The sequence below is a fragment of the Rhodococcus sp. NPDC059179 genome (genome assembly GCF_042754885.1).
GTDB lineage: Bacteria > Actinomycetota > Actinomycetes > Mycobacteriales > Mycobacteriaceae > Rhodococcus_G.
Map to the genome: position 1 here is coordinate 215,875 of NZ_JBHZBV010000007.1, position 13,845 is coordinate 229,719.

The 13,845-nt window shown below is 69.9% G+C and carries 14 protein-coding genes and 1 rRNA gene; 5 read left to right on the forward strand and 10 right to left on the reverse strand.

From position 1 onward, the window contains the following. Genes ACFXMV_RS16110 through ACFXMV_RS16120 form a run of 3 tightly spaced genes read right to left on the reverse strand, consistent with a single transcriptional unit; the run spans position 1 to position 2,727 of the window. Positions 1 to 801, reverse strand: coding sequence for an ABC transporter ATP-binding protein (locus ACFXMV_RS16110; protein WP_378498946.1), 801 nt, complete (start codon positions 799 to 801; stop codon positions 1 to 3). Continuing rightward, positions 798 to 1,661, reverse strand: coding sequence for an ABC transporter permease (locus tag ACFXMV_RS16115; protein ID WP_378498947.1), 864 nt, complete (start codon positions 1,659 to 1,661; stop codon positions 798 to 800). Before ACFXMV_RS16115 ends, ACFXMV_RS16110 begins: the two co-directional genes overlap by 4 nt. A gap of 1 nt (position 1,662) precedes the next feature. Next, positions 1,663 to 2,727, reverse strand: coding sequence for an NrtA/SsuA/CpmA family ABC transporter substrate-binding protein (locus ACFXMV_RS16120; RefSeq protein ID WP_378498948.1), 1,065 nt, complete (start codon positions 2,725 to 2,727; stop codon positions 1,663 to 1,665). Between the two features lie 235 nt (positions 2,728 to 2,962). Between ACFXMV_RS16120 and ACFXMV_RS16125 the strand changes: the two genes are divergently transcribed. From ACFXMV_RS16125 to ACFXMV_RS16140, 4 genes are all read left to right on the forward strand, one after another. Next, a complete protein-coding gene (locus ACFXMV_RS16125; protein WP_378498949.1) occupies positions 2,963 to 3,715 on the forward strand; it encodes an IclR family transcriptional regulator in 753 nt (250 codons plus the stop codon). A gap of 146 nt (positions 3,716 to 3,861) precedes the next feature. Continuing rightward, positions 3,862 to 4,158, forward strand: a complete 297-nt coding sequence (locus tag ACFXMV_RS16130) for a DUF2470 domain-containing protein (protein WP_378500756.1) — start codon at positions 3,862 to 3,864, stop codon at positions 4,156 to 4,158. Positions 4,159 to 4,234: 76 nt separating this feature from the next. Beyond that, a complete protein-coding gene (locus ACFXMV_RS16135) occupies positions 4,235 to 5,491 on the forward strand; it encodes an MFS transporter (RefSeq protein WP_378500755.1) in 1,257 nt (418 codons plus the stop codon). 20 nt (positions 5,492 to 5,511) lie between these two features. Next, entirely contained in the window at positions 5,512 to 5,850 is a 339-nt protein-coding gene (locus tag ACFXMV_RS16140; protein WP_378500754.1) for a YciI family protein, read from the forward strand. A gap of 43 nt (positions 5,851 to 5,893) precedes the next feature. Here the strand turns inward: ACFXMV_RS16140 and ACFXMV_RS16145 are convergent, their stop codons facing one another. From ACFXMV_RS16145 to ACFXMV_RS16160, 4 genes are all read right to left on the reverse strand, one after another. Next, positions 5,894 to 6,328: a hypothetical protein gene (locus ACFXMV_RS16145; RefSeq protein ID WP_378500753.1), complete on the reverse strand. Its 435-nt coding sequence runs from the start codon at positions 6,326 to 6,328 to the stop codon at positions 5,894 to 5,896. Positions 6,329 to 6,352: 24 nt separating this feature from the next. After that, positions 6,353 to 7,915: a carboxylesterase/lipase family protein gene (locus ACFXMV_RS16150; RefSeq protein ID WP_378500752.1), complete on the reverse strand. Its 1,563-nt coding sequence runs from the start codon at positions 7,913 to 7,915 to the stop codon at positions 6,353 to 6,355. Between the two features lie 222 nt (positions 7,916 to 8,137). Beyond that, complete coding sequence (locus tag ACFXMV_RS16155) at positions 8,138 to 8,914, reverse strand: hypothetical protein (protein ID WP_378500751.1); 777 nt, start codon at positions 8,912 to 8,914, stop codon at positions 8,138 to 8,140. Between the two features lie 129 nt (positions 8,915 to 9,043). After that, on the reverse strand, positions 9,044 to 9,796 hold the full coding sequence (locus ACFXMV_RS16160; protein WP_378500750.1) for a VOC family protein: 753 nt from the start codon (positions 9,794 to 9,796) through the stop codon (positions 9,044 to 9,046). A gap of 177 nt (positions 9,797 to 9,973) precedes the next feature. Here ACFXMV_RS16160 and ACFXMV_RS16165 point away from each other — a divergent pair, with 177 nt between their 5' ends. Next, the gene (locus ACFXMV_RS16165; protein WP_378503040.1) at positions 9,974 to 11,128 is read left to right on the forward strand and encodes an alpha/beta hydrolase family protein; all 1,155 of its coding nucleotides are present in this window, start codon (positions 9,974 to 9,976) and stop codon (positions 11,126 to 11,128) included. An 11-nt stretch (positions 11,129 to 11,139) separates the two neighbouring features. Here the strand turns inward: ACFXMV_RS16165 and ACFXMV_RS16170 are convergent, their stop codons facing one another. From ACFXMV_RS16170 to rrf, 3 genes are all read right to left on the reverse strand, one after another. Then, complete coding sequence (locus ACFXMV_RS16170) at positions 11,140 to 12,918, reverse strand: AMP-dependent synthetase/ligase (protein ID WP_378503039.1); 1,779 nt, start codon at positions 12,916 to 12,918, stop codon at positions 11,140 to 11,142. Next, on the reverse strand, positions 12,911 to 13,375 hold the full coding sequence (locus ACFXMV_RS16175; protein ID WP_378498395.1) for a MarR family winged helix-turn-helix transcriptional regulator: 465 nt from the start codon (positions 13,373 to 13,375) through the stop codon (positions 12,911 to 12,913). The genes ACFXMV_RS16170 and ACFXMV_RS16175 overlap by 8 nt, the downstream gene beginning before the upstream one ends. Before the next feature lie 377 nt (positions 13,376 to 13,752). Further along, positions 13,753 to 13,845: ribosomal RNA gene (gene rrf, locus ACFXMV_RS16180) — 5S ribosomal RNA — on the reverse strand; the annotation flags it as partial.

The window sequence follows — 13,845 nt, forward strand, 5'->3', positions numbered from 1 at the left end:
CTAAGTGGTTGTGGGGGAAGCGGTGCGGCCGACGCCGAGTTCGGCGAGGAACGCGGCGCGGTAGCGGAGGGACTCGGGGTCGGTGCGGTCTCGGGGGCGGGCGAGGTCGATGTCGACGTCCACCGCGAACCGGCCCTCGTTGAGGATCAGCACCCGGTCGGCCAGGCGGACCGCCTCGTCGACGTCGTGCGTGACGAGCAGCACCGCGGGTCGGTGCCGGGCCACCAGGTCGCCGACCAGGTCCTGCATCTGCAGCCGGGTCAGGGCGTCGAGCGCGGCGAACGGCTCGTCGAGCAGCAGCAGCTCCGGCTCCCGGACCAGCGCCCTGGCCAGCGCTACCCGCTGGGCCTCGCCGCCGGACAGGGTGGCAGGCCACTGCCGCGCCTTGCTCTCCAGGTTCACCTCGGCGAGCGCCCGCTCGGCCCTGGACTTGTTCTGCGCGGTCCGGCGCTGGCCGACGGTCACATTGCCGAGCACGCGGGTGGACGGGATCAGCCGCGGCTCCTGGTACACGGTGGTTCGCTGGCTCGGCACCAGAATCCCTCCGGCGTCCGGCCTTTCGAGCCCGGAGAGCAGCCTGAGCAGGGTGGTCTTGCCGGTGCCGCTTGGCCCGAGGAGCACCACGAACTCACCGCGGTGGATCTCCAGGTCGACACCGTCCAGGACGGTCTTGTCGCCGAAGGCCTTGGTGAGACCGCGCAGCGAGACCGCGACGGGCTCACCCGCCCGGCGGTCGCGGGCGGCGGTGGCGGAGAGCTCACGCACCGCGAGCGGCGGCAACGGGGTGTCGAGTGCGCTCATCGGACCGCCACCTGCCCGCGCCACGGCATCGCGAACTTCTCGATGACCCGGACGACGGCGTCGAAGATCAGGCCGAGGACCGCGTAGAGCACCACGCACAGCACCATGTAGTCGGTGCGGTTGTACTCCTGCGCCAGCGTCACCAGGTAGCCGATCCCCTCGCGGGTGCCGACCTGCTCGGCGGCGATGAGGCCGGTGATCGAAATCGACAGGCAGATGCGCAGGGCCATCAGGACTCCGGGCAGCGCGGCAGGCAGGATCGCGCCGAATACCAGCCGCCACCCCCGCAGTCCGAAGCTCTGCGCGGCCTCGACCATCTTGCGGTCCACGTTGCGCACACCGAGGTAGGTGTAGGCGTACATCGGACCGATGGTGGCCACGGCGATCAGCAGCACCTTGAAGGTCTCGTCGATGCCGAACCAGGCGATGAACAGCGGCACCAGCGCCAGGAACGGGATGGCCCGGTTGATCTGCATGGTGGAGTCGATGAGTTCCTCACCGAGGCTGGACAATCCGGCGAGCACGCCCAGCGCCAGGCCGAGCAGCACGCCGAAGAACACGCCGACCGCGGCCCGCTTGAAGGAGGCGATCGAGAAGTCCACCAGCTGCCCGGTCTGGTACAGCTCGGCGAAGGCGCTCCACACCTTCGGCGGTCCGGCGAGGATCTCCTCGGGGATCGCTCCGGTGGCCGAACCGATCCACCAGGCTGCGACGATCAGCGCGGGCACCAGGAGGCGCAGCGGGACGGATGCCCAGGCGGGCCGGGTGCGGCCGGCGCGGTACCGCGGCTCCTCGAGTGCCAGCTGCCCGGGCCGGGCGCCCTGCGCGCCGCGCGCCCGAGGCGGGGTCAGCAGCGCCATGTCAGTTCCCCTTGGTGGGTGCGGACTGGACCTGGGCGGACGCGTTTGCCTTGGACTGCAACGGGTAGAAGACGTCCGTCGCGGTGAGCGCACGGGTGGTCACCCCGTTCTGGAAGAACAGGTCAGCCACCTCCTGCAGGTGCCCCTCGTCGGCCACGGTCGGGAAGCGCGGGACCGCGGCCCGGCGACCGAGGTCGAGCGCCCGCTCGAGCCGGTCCCCCGACAGCGCCCGCGGGCCGGCCTTCTCGAAGACGTTCTGGTAGTCCTCGGGGTTGCTGCGCTGACGCTCGGTCAGCTCCTGCAGGGTCTCGAGGTACTTCGCCGCGACGTCGGGGCGCTCCTCGAGGACCGCGGTACGGAACGCGACGATCGTGTTGTCCTTGGAGTCGATGGTCGCCTCGGTGGCGATCTCGACGACGCCGTCGCGGGCCTTGGCCTCCTGGTACGGGTCGTTGAACGACGCCCACGCGTCGACCTGGCCGGTGGAGAAGGCCGACGCCGCGTCGGCCTGCTGCAGCGGCACCCGCTCGACCTGGTCGAACGGGATGTTGGCCTGACGCAACGCCTTCAGGGTGATGTACTCCCCCTTGCCTGCGGGGTTCACCGCGATGCGCTTGCCGACCAGGTCCTTGACCTCCTTCACCCCCGAGTTCGGGGAGGCGACGATGCCGGACTGGTCCTGGTCGACCGGGTCGGCGACGGCGATGATCCGCACGCCGACGTCCTTGGACAGCGCGCCGACGACCGGGCTGTAGGCGCCGCCGGAGACGTCGAGCTGACCGGCGTTGAACAGCTTGAGGTTCGAGCTGAACCCGGGCGTGGAGTTGACCCACTCGATCCTCGCGCCGAGCGGGGCGAGCGCCTTGTCGAAGGTGCCGTCCCGCTTGGCGACGGCGAGCGGACCCGCGTTGCCACCGTCGGTGACCTTGAGCACGAAGGTGGGCTCGGCCCCACCGGCGTCGGCGGCGGCGCCGTCGGAGTCCGACCCGCAGGCGGCAACCAGGGCGACAACGGGGAGAAGCGCGAGCGCGAGGCGTGCTCGGGGAAGTCGGCGGTTGCGGGACATCGGGGGCTCCTGTTCGAGAGGCTGGTCGATCAACGCCTCAAAAGCTAGGCCGCCTAAACCCCACCGACTAGGTATAGTTTTCCGATGATCGGAATGGTTGACAGATCCCAGGCCGGATGAGGGAGACCCTCGCTCCGCCCTTCTGACACCCCGGCGGTCACCAACGGGCCCTTCCTTCCAATTAATGGAAAGTAGCTGCAGCGGCCGCGCGCTTCGGTTGTGTTAGCGTCGCGGCGTGGAGACCCCCGCGGCGACACCGACTGTGCAGACCGTGGCGCGCGCCCTGTCGGTGCTCGGCTGCTTCCGTGGCGGCGACGAGCTCGGGGTGTCCGAGGTGGCCCGGCAGCAGGGACTCGCGGTCAGCACCACACACCGCCTGCTCACCGCCCTCGTCGACGCCGGCTTCCTGGACAAGGACGCGGAGTCGAGCCGGTACCGCCTCGGCGGCGCGCTGGCGGAGTACGGCCAGATCGCCTACCGACAGCACCGCATCTATCTCGCCGAGCCGCACCTCGAGCGTCTCGCCACCACCACCGGGGCGAGCGCGTCGATCGCGACGCGGTACGGCAACGACGCCGTGCTGCTCGGCACCAGCCGGTGGCGGGAGGCCGACGGCCACGAGCTGCAGGGCGTCCGGTTGCCACTGCACGCCAGTGCGCTGGGCAAGGCACTGCTCGCCTGGTCCCAGGTCACCGATGACGAGCTGGCACGGTTGCCCTACGAAACGGGAACGGCGCGTTCGGTTCCCGGCCCGGAGGAGCTGGGCAAGGAGCTGGCCCTGACCCGCGAACGCGGCTACGCCTTCAACGACGAGGAGCTCGCCCCCGGATTCCGCACCATCGGCGTCCCGGTGATCGGCGAGGGCGGCCCTGCCCGCTTCGCGCTGGGGCTGCGCGGGCCGGTGGACCTGATGATCCCGGAGCGGGTGCCCTTCTTCGTCGAGCTGGCCAAGGTCACCGCCCGCGAGATCGCCGCCGTCATGCGCTGACGCGCCCGTGCGCGAGTCGCACCCCGATGAGGGTGAGTTCCGCTCGCAGTCACCGTCACGTGCGGACGGAACCGTGAGTGATTCTTACCCCAATGGGGGTAAGACGCGCGCACGGGCGGCGGAGCCGCACCCCCTAGGCTCGGGACATGACCTCTTTCGACGACTCCGTCATCGCCGCCGTCACCGGCCACATGAACGGCGACCACGCCGCCGACAACCTGCTCATCGTGCGCGCCTTCGCCGAGCCGTCCGCGACGGCCGCGCGGATGACCGGCCTCGACACCGAAGCCGGCGAGTGGGCGGCGGAGGTGGACGGCGCCGAGCGCTCAGTGCGGGTGCCGTGGCTGGGCCCGGTCACCGACCGCGCCTCGATCCGCACCGAGGTGGTGGCGCTGTGCCAGCAGGCGTACGCGCGCCTCGGTGTGGAGCCGACCCAGCACTGACCGAAAATCGCTCGCGCGGCCGCGGCGGGAGCGCTAGCGTCGGATCATGTCTCCTCCATCCTGAAGGAACCCCGACATGACTGCGACGGCCACCGCCGCGCGCCGGTACACGCCCCTGATCCTGATCAACCTGGCGACGCTGCTCTCGGCGACAGGCAACGGCATCACCGTCGTGGCGCTGCCGTGGCTGGTGCTCGAACAGACCGGCCGGGCCACCGATGCCGCCATCGTCGCGGGCGCCGCGACCCTGCCGCTGCTGCTGTCGAGCCTGTTCTCCGGCACGGTCGTTGACCGGTTCGGCCGCCGCCGCACGTCGCTGGTCTCGGACTTCCTGTCCGCGGTGTCGGTGGCCCTCATCCCGGTGATGGCCGCGACGGCCGGGCTGTCGGTGACGGTCATCGCCGCACTTGCGGCACTCGGCGCCGCCTTCGACCCGGCGGGCATCTCGGCCCGTGAATCCATGCTGCCCGCCGCGACCAAGGACGCCGGGTGGTCGCTGGACCGGGTGAACAGCCTGTACGAGGCGAACTACAACGTCGCCTACCTGATCGGCCCCGGCGTCGGCGGCATGCTGATCGCCACCGTTGGCGCGGTGAACACGCTGTGGGTGACCTCCGTCTGCTTCGCGCTGTCGATCGTCACCATCGCGTTCCTCCGGCTCGAGGGCGCGGGGACGCCCGACCACGCGACCCGGCCGGAGTCGATGTGGAGCGGCACGCTCGAGGGCCTGAAGTTCGTGTGGCACAACCGGTTGCTGCGGACCCTCGCGCTGGTCGACATGGCGATCGTCGCGCTGTACATGCCGGTGGAGAGCGTGCTCTTCCCCGTCTACTTCACCGAACGCGGCCAGCCCGCGCAGCTCGGCTGGGTGTTGATGGCGATGAGCGTCGGCGGCGTCATCGGCGCCCTGACCTACGGCGCGCTCGCCGCCCGCGTCAAGCGCCGGACCCTGATGCTGGTCGCGGTGACGGCGCTCGGCGGGTGCATGGTCGGCATGGCCTTCCTGCCCGCGCTGTGGGTGACGCTCACCCTGGCGCTGCTGGTCGGCCTGGTATTCGGGCCGGTCGGCCCGATCGCGAACTACGCGATGCAGACCCGCAGCCCGGAGCACATGCGCGGCCGCGTCGTCGGGGTCATGACGTCCACCGCGTACGCCGCGGGCCCGCTCGGGTATCTGCTCGCAGGCCCGCTGATCGACGCGGTCGGCCTGCGGACCACGTTCTTCGCGCTGTCCATCCCGGTCCTGGTGATCGCCGCCGGCTGCTTCGCGCTGCCCGCGTTGCGCGATCTGGATGCACCGGTGGCCGATCCGGTCGACACTCGAATGCAATAGGGGGATGAGAGAGGAACGCCATGACGCAGTACCTGCTCAGTGTCTACCAGCCGGACGGGCCGGTGCCCGCGCCGGAGATCCTGGAGGGGATCGTCGAGGACATCGAAGCCCTGAACCAGGAACTCAAGGCCGCGGGAGCCTGGGTCTTCGCCGGGGGCCTGCATCCACCCGAGACGGCGACCGTCCTGCGGCCGAAGGCCGGCGACGTGCTCGTCACCGACGGCCCCTTCGCGCAGGCCCAGGAGCATCTCGGCGGCTTCACCATCATCGAGGCGCCCGACCTCGACGCCGCGCTCGACTGGGCACGCAAGCTGGCGACCGCGACCACCCTGCCGATCGAGGTGCGCCCCTTCCAGTAGGCGCCCAGGGAGTACCGGGACCCCAACACAGCACCACTGCGCGTCAGCGCATCACGACCAGCAGGAAACCGCCGCCACCCGGCTCGATCTTGGTGTCCAGCGTCAGCTCGGGCGCGAGCCGCGAGAGCCGGTCCAGTAGCCAGGCGGCGGCGTCCTCGGCGTCGGACTTCGAGGGGCACCGCGCGACGGCGACCCGTCCCGGCTTGCGGGTGAGCTGCTCGACCACCCCGATGATCGGCGCCGGGTCGATCACGAACAGCGCATCCGACCACGGCACCACCGGCTTGATCGCGCCCTTCTTGGTGTTGCAGGCGCGGTGCGCGAGCCGCTCCGGGCCGCCCTTGCCCTTCTTCGCGGTGTTGATGCTGTCGATGCTCGGACCGCGCGGGTCGTTCACCGACATGTCCGGGTCGACGGGTTCGTCGCACAACCAGCAGCGCCACGATTCCCGTTCGCCGACCTCATCCAGCTTGCTCATGTGCATGACGCTACAGATCGCCGGTCAGCGGAACCCCATCACCTTGTCGCCCCACGCCGCCCGCAACTCTCGGTCCGGATCGCTGGCGAGGGTGTCGGTCTTGTCGATGAGCAGCGTCGACCGGGTGTCCTCCCGGTACGGCGCCCAGTGCTTGGAGGCGTCGAGCGCCGCGGGCACGCCGTGCTGCGCGAAGGCCAGCCACCGACGCTGCACCCGCCCGGACACCTCCAGTGCGGCCTTGCGGCCACCGAGCCAGAACGTCGGATCGTGATTGAGTGTGCCGAAATTGCCGAACACGTACGGCAATTCGGTGGCGTGGCCCGCACCGACCCGGGCCGCCCACAGCATCGGGGTGGCGTGGTCGAAGCGGTACACCCAGGTGGGCGAGTGCTTGCTGTGCGCGTCCGCGATCCACAGGCACGGCATCCTGAAGGCCGCGTCCCGGGACACCGCGAGGGCGCCGCTGGGCTTCGACCAGTCCGGGTAGGCCGAGATGATCTCCGCGACCCGGATCGCAGGCAGCTTCGGGTGATCGGCGGCGATCGCGGTGAACATCTGGTTCACGGTGTCCGCGGTGACGGGCATGATCGGCGACCGGGTGAGCCGGAAGATCGACGCCTCGTCCTTGTTGGTGCCGATGATCAGCGGGATGCGGTGCGCGAAACCCTTCTGAAACGCGGAGACTGGATACCGCGGCACCAGATCGCCGTCGACGACGGGTGCCATCGCCAGGGTGCCCGGCACCGTGGTGGTCACCTCGTCGAGCAGCAGGTCGCCTGCCCTGGTCAGCTTCTCGACCGGCAGCTCACACAGTCGTCCGGCGTCGCCCTCACCGACCCCGACGATCTCCAGGAAACGCTTGGCCACCGTCGCCGCCCGCTCCGCACCGTAAACCGATGTGGCGGGAGCACTTTGGGCGATCACCCGATGAAACAGCCCCTCCGCTCGCGGCGACGTCATCAGCGTGGTGAGCGACCCCGCGCCCGAGGACTCCCCGAACGCGGTGACATTCCCCGGGTCCCCGCCGAATGCGGCGATGCAGTCGCGGACCCATTCGAAGGCCGCGATCTGGTCGCGCAGCCCGACATTGGTCTCGAACGGATGCTCGTCGGTCGAGAACGCCGACAGGTCGAGGAACCCGAACACGCCGGTCCGGTAGTTGACCGTGACGACCACGACGTCGCCCTGTTCCGCCAGCCGCTGCCCGTCGTACACGCTCTGCGACGACGAGCCGACGCAGTAGGCGCCGCCGTGAATCCACACCATCACCGGGCGCGGCGTCCCGTCCGGGCGCGGGGCCCACACGTTGAGCGAGAGGCAGTCCTCGTCCGCCACCATCCCCGGCTCCATCGGCACCTGCACCGTCTTCGCCTGCGGGGCGATGGCGCCGAAGTCCCGGCAGTCGCGTTCGCCCTCCCACGGGGAGGGCGCGACGGCGGCGCGGAATCGTCGCTCGGCCCCTGCGCTGGCGTACGGGATGCCCTTCCAGGCGAAGACGCCGCCCGCCGCGTGACCACGCGCGTCGCCGTCACGGGCGGAGACGGTCAGCGTCTCGGCCGGGGTCGCGGTCACGCCCTGGGTTTGCACGGCAGCCTCCTCGCAGCGGGATCCCAGCCAACGTACCAAGGATGCCGAGCGACCTGCGGGAACCGGCAGTCGCGCCAGACGGACGCACCTCCGCGCCCTCGACGCGGACCCCGGGTCTGCGGCGGCTGCGCCGAGAGTGCACCTACCGGGGCATCGCTCGAGTGGGGCGACGGTAGGTGCACTCTCGGCGGGCAACCCGCGGGAGCGAACCCCGCCGCAGGACTAGCCGGCGCGGCGCGACCCCAGCGGCGCACGGTCGGCGCACTCGATCTGCCAGAACGTCCACCCGTCCCGGACCTCCACGTCCCCGCTGATGTGGCTGGCGACGGCGTTGGCTGCGACGGTCGGATTGTCGAAGCGTCGACCCTCCATCGGTCCGCGGGTGATCTCGAGCCGACCCGACTGCTCGTCGTACATGCCGACGAGCCGGTAGCCCTCGAAGTCCGCGACCACCTGTAGTCGCTCGTCAACGACCTCGTCGACGACGGCGGCGGCCTTCTTCGCCTTCGTCGGCAGCCTGAACACCTCGCGCGGGGCCTCGGGCTGGCCGCCGACCATCTTGCGGCTCGGGTCCTTGACGTCGGACAGGCCGAGCAGGTCCCAGCGCTCACTTCCGTGTGCCACCCGCTCGACGGCGATGGAGTGACTACCGGTCCTGGTGCGCCCGGGAACCTCCTTCACCCACAGGTCCACCTCGCTGTGAATGTCGGCCGCGACCTCCTCCGAGGGGACGACGTAGAACTGCTCCGGGGAGGCGGCCAGGTCGACGAACACCCAGAACTGCGATCCGGTGTCATCGGTGTCCAGATCGCCGTCCTGCTTGCGGGCCTGCCAGTCGCCATCCAGCTTGGTGCGCACCCGGACCACGCAACTGCCGTCGCCGACGCCCCAGACCTGGACCGGATTGCGCCGCGAATGCGTGAGCCGGACCGCGCGCCCACCGCGCTGGACGACCTCGGAAATAAATGCCTGAATGCCCAGGCTGGCAGTGTTCTCCATGGTGTCCGTCCGTGCCGCTCAGCCCGTGCAAATGTGAGAGCAGTGGGGCGACGGGCGACGCGGACACGACTCGGTCTCTGGCCTCCACCTTACGTGCAGCTGAACGGACGACAACCATAACGGCTCGGATCACCGTTCTTGCAGCACCGACAGGACATTGCCGGCCGGATCGGTGAACCACGCGATGTACGGTCCGCCGCCGCGAAAGACGCCGCGCTCGTCGGACTCCATCCCCGGATACCGCTCGAAGGCGACGCCCCGTGCGATCAGTTCGTCCACCGCCGCATCGATGTCGTCGACCGGGAAGTTCAGGATGGTGTACGTCGCCGGGGCGTGGTTTTCCTTCGGGTACACAAGGACGGTTCTGTCCCCGCCGACGTGCAGCGCCAGCATGCCGAACTCCTCGGTGACGGTCAGACCGAGGGTGTCGCGGTAGAACGCCTTTGCCGCGGCGATGTCGTCGACGGCGAAGCCGCTGTACGGCTCCGAGTTGAGCACCGTCGACGGCTTGGCCACCCGGGTGGCCCGGTACTGCTCGCCGAGCTCGACGATCTGGAAGTAGTTCCCGTCCGGGTCGATCAGCGTCCCGAACAGCATCCCCTCGGAGCGTTCCTCGAGCCTGACGAGCCAGTCGGCGCCCATCTCGTCGAGGCGGGCCGCGATCGCCCTCGCGTCGTCCACGTGGAAGTTGAGGATCGTGCGGCCGGGCTCGGGATTCCTGGCCCCGATGTCGTCGCGACCGTCGAACAGGACGCTGACGCCGCCGAACCGGACGTCCCCGTCCGGGGTCGGTGTGGCCTCGAATGCCTGGCAGTACCAGTCCCGGAGGCGTTCGGGATTCGGGCTCGCGAGCAGAATCGAACCGAGGTCGGGGCCGGTCATGGTGTCCTCCCTGGTGCTGATGCCGCTCTCGACACTGCTCCCGACCACGGTCGGGCGCAAGGGGTCGCCCGCGGAGGGACTGCCAGGGCGACCGAAAACGTAGCGTCCCCACCGGCGGCCTCGGGCAGCTACGGTTGCGCGGAAACACCGCATGGACCAACAGATGGATGTAGATCAGTGAAGCGCGCGCCCTCCTCCGCACTGGCCCCGCTGCTCGCCGCAGCCGTTGCGCTCGGCGGCGCAGTCGCCCTCGGATCGCCCGCTTCGGCGGCCCCGATCCTGCCGACCCCCAGCGGCGACGCCGCCGTCGGCGCGACCGCACTGAGTCTCATCGACCACGACCGCGAGGACCCGTGGGCGCCCGGCACCCGGCGCGAGCTCGCCGTGACGGTCACCTACCCCGCCGCGGCCGGGGTCGGGCGCGGCCCCTCCGCGTACGTCTCGGGCAGTGGCCTCCCGACGAACGGCCAACTCGATGCGCCCGTCGCCGCGAGCCCCGGCCGCTCGTTGCCGGTGGTGCTCTTCTCCCCCGGGTTCTACATGCCCAGGACGCTCTCGACCGGCACCGCCGAGCATCTCGCCAGCCACGGGTACGTGGTGATCAGCATCGATCACACCGGCGACGCCCTCGCCACGGTGTTCCCGGACGGTCGGGTGGTTCCGCAGAGGATCACCGATTCCTACTCCGACGCCACCCTGCGCAAGGCCGTCGACACCAGGGTCGCCGACGCGAAGTTCGTGATCGACTTCGTCGAGTCGCTCTCGCGCGGGGACGACGACGCCGCGGCGACGTCCCTCCCCGCCGGTCTGGCCGACGCGATCGACCCGTCCAGGATCGGCATGTTCGGTCATTCGATGGGCGGCGCGTCCACCGCCGAGGTGCTGCGTACCGAACCCCGACTCGACGCCGGGGTGAATCTCGACGGCGCCCTCTTCTATGGCACCGCGCCGAGCCCGATCGTCACCGAGGGCGCCACCCGTCCGCTGCTGAGCATCATCAGCTCGCTGCACGCCGACAGCCCCGAGGGCCGCGAGCGCTTCTGGGACCAGTACTTCCGGACGCCCCGCGGGTGGAGTCGCGTCTACGCGATCGCCGACACCGGGCACGCCAGCTTCACCGATGCCGAGCACTTCGTCCCGCAGAACGTGCCGGACCTCCCCGCCTTCGAGATCCCCGGCGGGCTGAGCCTCGGAACCGCTCCGCGTGAGGAGGTGACCAGGACGATCGACGGCCTCGTCACCGCGATGTTCGACCGCCACCTCAAGGATCGGGACGAGGCGGTACTGGAGCATCCGACGCCGCAGTACCCGCTGATCCGCGAGATGCGTTAGCCGCGTTCGGTTCAGCCGTACAGCGCGTCGATCTCTTCGGAGAAGCGCTGGGTCACGACGTTTCGCTTGATCTTCAGGGTTGCGGTCATCTCGCCGTCCGCCTCGGTGAGATCGCGACGGAGGATCGTGAACTTCTTGATCGCCTCGGAATGCGAGACCGTGCTGTTCGCGTCGTCGACCACCTGCTGCAGCGCGGCGCGCAGGTCCGCGTCCTCACTCAGATCCGAGACGGACGCCGAGGCCGGCTTGCCGTTCTCGGTCTTCCACAGCGCGAACACGTCCGGGTCCACGGTGAGCAGCGCGCCGATAAACGGGCGTGCGTCCCCGACGACCACGGCCTGCGAGATCAGGGCGTGCGAACGCATCCGATCTTCGAGCGGTCCCGGTGAGACGTTCTTGCCGCCCGCGGTGATCAGCAGATCCTTTTTGCGGCCGGTGATGGTGAGGTAGCCGTCCTCGTCGAGGTCGCCGAGGTCGCCGGTCCGCAGCCATCCGTCGTCGAAGGTGTCGGCGGTGGCCTCCTCGTTGCGCCAGTAGCCCCCGAACACCACCGGGCCGCGCAGCTCGATCTCGCCGTCGGCCGCGATGCGAACGCTGTTGCCGCCCAAGGGCTGACCGACGGTTCCCATCTTCTGCGCACCGGGGACGTTGACGCAGTGCGCCGCGGTGGACTCGGTGAGGCCGTAGCCCTCGTAGATCGGTACGCCGACGCCCCGGAAGAAGTGTCCGAGGCTGGGCATCAGTGCGCCGCCGCCGGAGATGGCCCACCAACAGTCGCCGCCGAGCGCGGCCCGGAGCTTCGAGTAGACGAGCCGGTCCGCGACCCAGTGCTGGGCGCGGAGCAGCGGCGACGGCCCGCCCTGATCGAGCGCCTCGCTGTAACGGATTGCGGTCGTCTCGGCGAAGTCGAAGATCGCCTTCTTCACGGCGCCGCCCTGCGCGGCGCTGTGCGCGGCCGAGTCGCGGACCTTCTCGAAGACCCGCGGCACGCCGAGGATGGTGTGCGGCTTGAACCGGGCGAACTGTCCGACGACGGTGCCGAAGTTCGCCCAATGCGCCTGCGTTCCACCGGCTTCGAACATCGCAAGCGAGACCGCGCGGGCCAGGACGTGAGCGAGCGGCAGGAACGTCAGCATCCGGTTGCCGGGCTTTGCGACCTCGCCGATGCTGGCGGTGAGGATGCCGCGGACCTCGGAGAGGAAGTTCCGGTGCGTCAGGATGCAGCCCTTGGGTCTGCCGGTGGTGCCTGAGGTGTAGACGAGCGACGCGAGATCGTCGGCCCGGATCGCGGCGACACGGTCATGGACCTCGGCATCGCCGAGGTGCGCGCCCGCCGCGATCAGTGTGCCCACCGCGTCGTCGTCGATCTGTCGCACGGTCAGGCCGGATCCGTCGAATGCCGCCGCGTGCCGGTCGGTTTCGACGATCGCGGTCACGGCGCCCGAGTCCTCGGCGATCCAGCGGATCTGATCGGCCGACGACGAGTCGTAGATCGGCACCGACGCCGCGCCCGCCGCCCAGATCGCGAAGTCGAACAGCGACCACTCGAACCGGGTGGCCGACAACAGGATCACCCGGTCACCGCGGGAGACTCCACCCGCGATCAGCCCCTTCGCGACGCCGACGACCAGGTCCGCGAACTCCGCGGCGGTGACGTCGACCCAGTCGTCGCCAACCGGCCGGCTGAACAGCACCCGCTGGGGCGCTTCCTGCGCCTGCCGGTAGACGGACCGGACGATCGCGTCGTCGCCTGCGACGGTGAACTGGGCGTTGGTGGTGTACTCACGCACGGGGGTCTGCTCCGATGCTCTTGGCGATGTCTTGGTCTGCGGTGCTGGTGCGGAACCGGTGCAGCATGCGCGCGAGGTCGGCGATGTCCGAGGCCGACCAGTCCCGGACCCGCTCCCCCACCTCGTCGAGCCGGCGTCGGTCCGCGTTGTCCAGGAGGTCGCGGCCCGGCTCGGTGAGGCTGAGCGGATGACCGCTGCGGATCGGTCCGGGTTCGGCCTGGACCCACCCGGCGTCGACGCATCCGCGCAGCTGCCGCGACACCGTCGACCGGTGCACCCCGAAGGCGTCGGAGATCTCGGTTGCCCGGCATCCCGGGTTGCGGGCGATGTACGAGAGCACCGAGTGCTGGGCGAACGTCGGCAACCCGTCGGCAGGACGCTCCCCGGTCATCAGCTGCCGGACCAGGTGCACGAGCTCCTCGTGTACCTGGGTGACGTCCGTCGATCGTTGTTGCACTACGCAACTATAACCCGGCCTCGATGCCGCTTCAGCCCGGGCCAGTGCCCGACCGCCGGATCCGAACAAGAGCGGGCGCTGTCAGGACCGGTTGGGCATAGGCAACGGGTGGCCAGACCCGCTATTCAGCCCTGAGGCACCGCGTACTCCGCGTGAGTGCCGACGGGGCTGAACCCGATCCGCTCATACAAGGCGGACGCCCTGGCCAGGTCGATGGCCGCCCGGGTTTCGTCGAGTGTGCAGGTGTCGGGGCATCGGCCGAGTGGCCTGCCGGTAGGTGCACTCTCGGCGGGTGGGGGGTGAACTGGTTTGGATATGCGAAATGCCCCGCATCACAGTCTCTTTCAAGACTGCAATGCGAGGCATTCGCAATTTATGTTCGGCGGTGTCCTACTCTCCCACACCCTGTCGAGTGCAGTACCATCGGCGCTGGAGGGCTTAGCTTCCGGGTTCGGAATGGGGCCGGGCGT

Coding starts and splice junctions, on each gene's coding strand:
- ACFXMV_RS16110 (WP_378498946.1), bottom strand. CDS start 801: ATGAGCGCACTCGACACCCCGTTGCCGCCGCTCGCGGTGCGTGAGCTC.
- ACFXMV_RS16115 (WP_378498947.1), bottom strand. CDS start 1,661: ATGGCGCTGCTGACCCCGCCTCGGGCGCGCGGCGCGCAGGGCGCCCGG.
- ACFXMV_RS16120 (WP_378498948.1), bottom strand. CDS start 2,727: ATGTCCCGCAACCGCCGACTTCCCCGAGCACGCCTCGCGCTCGCGCTT.
- ACFXMV_RS16130 (WP_378500756.1), top strand. CDS start 3,862: ATGACCTCTTTCGACGACTCCGTCATCGCCGCCGTCACCGGCCACATG.
- ACFXMV_RS16135 (WP_378500755.1), top strand. CDS start 4,235: ATGACTGCGACGGCCACCGCCGCGCGCCGGTACACGCCCCTGATCCTG.
- ACFXMV_RS16140 (WP_378500754.1), top strand. CDS start 5,512: ATGACGCAGTACCTGCTCAGTGTCTACCAGCCGGACGGGCCGGTGCCC.
- ACFXMV_RS16145 (WP_378500753.1), bottom strand. CDS start 6,328: ATGAGCAAGCTGGATGAGGTCGGCGAACGGGAATCGTGGCGCTGCTGG.
- ACFXMV_RS16155 (WP_378500751.1), bottom strand. CDS start 8,914: ATGGAGAACACTGCCAGCCTGGGCATTCAGGCATTTATTTCCGAGGTC.
- ACFXMV_RS16160 (WP_378500750.1), bottom strand. CDS start 9,796: ATGACCGGCCCCGACCTCGGTTCGATTCTGCTCGCGAGCCCGAATCCC.